This window comes from Dokdonella sp. (assembly GCF_019634815.1).
Lineage (GTDB): Bacteria > Pseudomonadota > Gammaproteobacteria > Xanthomonadales > Rhodanobacteraceae > Dokdonella_A.
This window is the reverse complement of the sequence record NZ_JAHCAP010000053.1, coordinates 1-1,562: the sequence shown is the minus strand read 5'-3', so window position 1 is coordinate 1,562 and position 1,562 is coordinate 1. Positions and strand designations below refer to the sequence as shown.

2 protein-coding genes are annotated in these 1,562 nt (G+C 63.3%); both read right to left on the bottom strand.

What is annotated here, in order from left to right; all coding sequences use genetic code 11:
- On the bottom strand, positions 1-382 hold a 382-nt coding region (locus KF759_RS14165; RefSeq protein ID WP_291226493.1), incomplete at its 3' end, for a transposase.
- A gap of 545 nt (positions 383-927) precedes the next feature.
- Positions 928-1,562, bottom strand: a 635-nt coding sequence (locus KF759_RS14160) for a transposase (RefSeq protein WP_291226492.1), incomplete at its 5' end; no start/stop codon positions are given.

The following is a 1,562-nucleotide window of genomic DNA, read 5'->3' as shown; positions in this document are numbered from 1 at the left end:
TTCTCAGCAGATCGCGCACGGCGCGCGCTTCACGCGGATAGATATACCCCTCGGGCAGAATGCCCAGGCGCAGCAGGTGCGCAAGGTGCCGGGCATCGGCTGCATCGCCGCTGTACTTGAGCCCGTCATACTGCTTGACCGCTGCCGTGTTCACCAGATGCACCACGTACCCTGCCTCCTGCAGACCATCGACCAGCCAGTACCAGTTGAACGTCGATTCCACCGCTACGCCCTGGATCTGCCCGGCGCACGAGCGCAGCGCCGAAATGATGCCATCGAGATTATTGGGCAAGCGCTTGCGGTAAACCACCCGGTCGGTTTCATCGAGCACTACCACCATGCTGTTGTTGGAATGCAAGTCGATTCCAGCATAGAGTTCCATGTCGGCCTCCTCGTTGTGGACGTTTCGTCTGTGTTGGAACCCAAACGATACGCCCGCGCCCGGAGGCCGGCCCATGGCTAGATGTTTATCAGGTCTCTGATAGTTACATTGAGTGGTCGGGGTCACCCATTAGCCACCCCCGTCAATAGGGACGAACGAATTTCTGCGGTTCGTCCCGCATCCCGTCTCTACTCTGCCCGGCCGGCGACGGCCCCGCGCACTTGGTTCTCGTAGTGTGGTTGCGCGATAGCGCGCACCAGTCACCCATCAGGATCAAGGCCGGCACGGTGTGCTGTGCCTGCCCCTGGCTGCACTGGCAGCCCCAGAAAACCCTCTGTTCCCCATCGCGTCCAATCGTGGCGAGCAAACGTGCTCGCACAGATCTGTGGTTTCGCCCACGTTCTTTCCCAGGCGATCCAACCCTTGGTGGCTCGCGATACGGGCGCAGCTTCGCCTTGCTCAGGCGGGGCCGGTGGTGGCGTGCAATCAGGTCTCCTGGTTATGCCAACCCCTTGGCGGCACTGCCACCACCGCCCCATTGCTCCTTATCCGAACGCTCGCGCCACGTCGAAGGGCTCACCGCTCTTCATGACGTGGTAGCTCGCCCGCGCCAGCTTGTGGGCCACCGCCTTGATGGCTACCACCGGCAGCGTGCGGGCGCTCTTCTTCTGGTAGAAGCGCTTGATGCGTTCGTTGTAGCGCACCGCAAAGTGCGCCGCTTCGACGAAGGCCCAGGCCAGGTGCCGGTTGCCGCACTTGGTGTTGCCTTCTCCTTTTTTCTTGCCGTTCGACTCGCGCCGGCTGCTGACCGTGCGGGCGTAGGAAGCGAAATTGCCGGGACTCGCGAAGCGACCGATGTCGCCGGTCTCCAGCGCAATGGTCAGCGCCAGCACCTTGCCGATGCCGCTCACCGTCTGCAGCGCGCGGTAGTCCTCGCGCAGCGTGGCGCGCTCGAGAATGGCGTGTTCGAGCCCGTGGATCTGCTCGTCGAGGCAGTGCATCACGGCAAGGTTGGCCTGCACCGCAAGGGCCTGCTCGGGCAGCAGCGCCAGCGCATCGATGTCCGGCGCCTGCCAGCCCTTGATAAGATTGCCGGGCGCAGCGAGACTCAGGTTGCGGGCCAGCAGGTTCTGGATGCTCAGGATCTGGGTGGTGCGCTGCCTGACCAACTGGCTGCGCT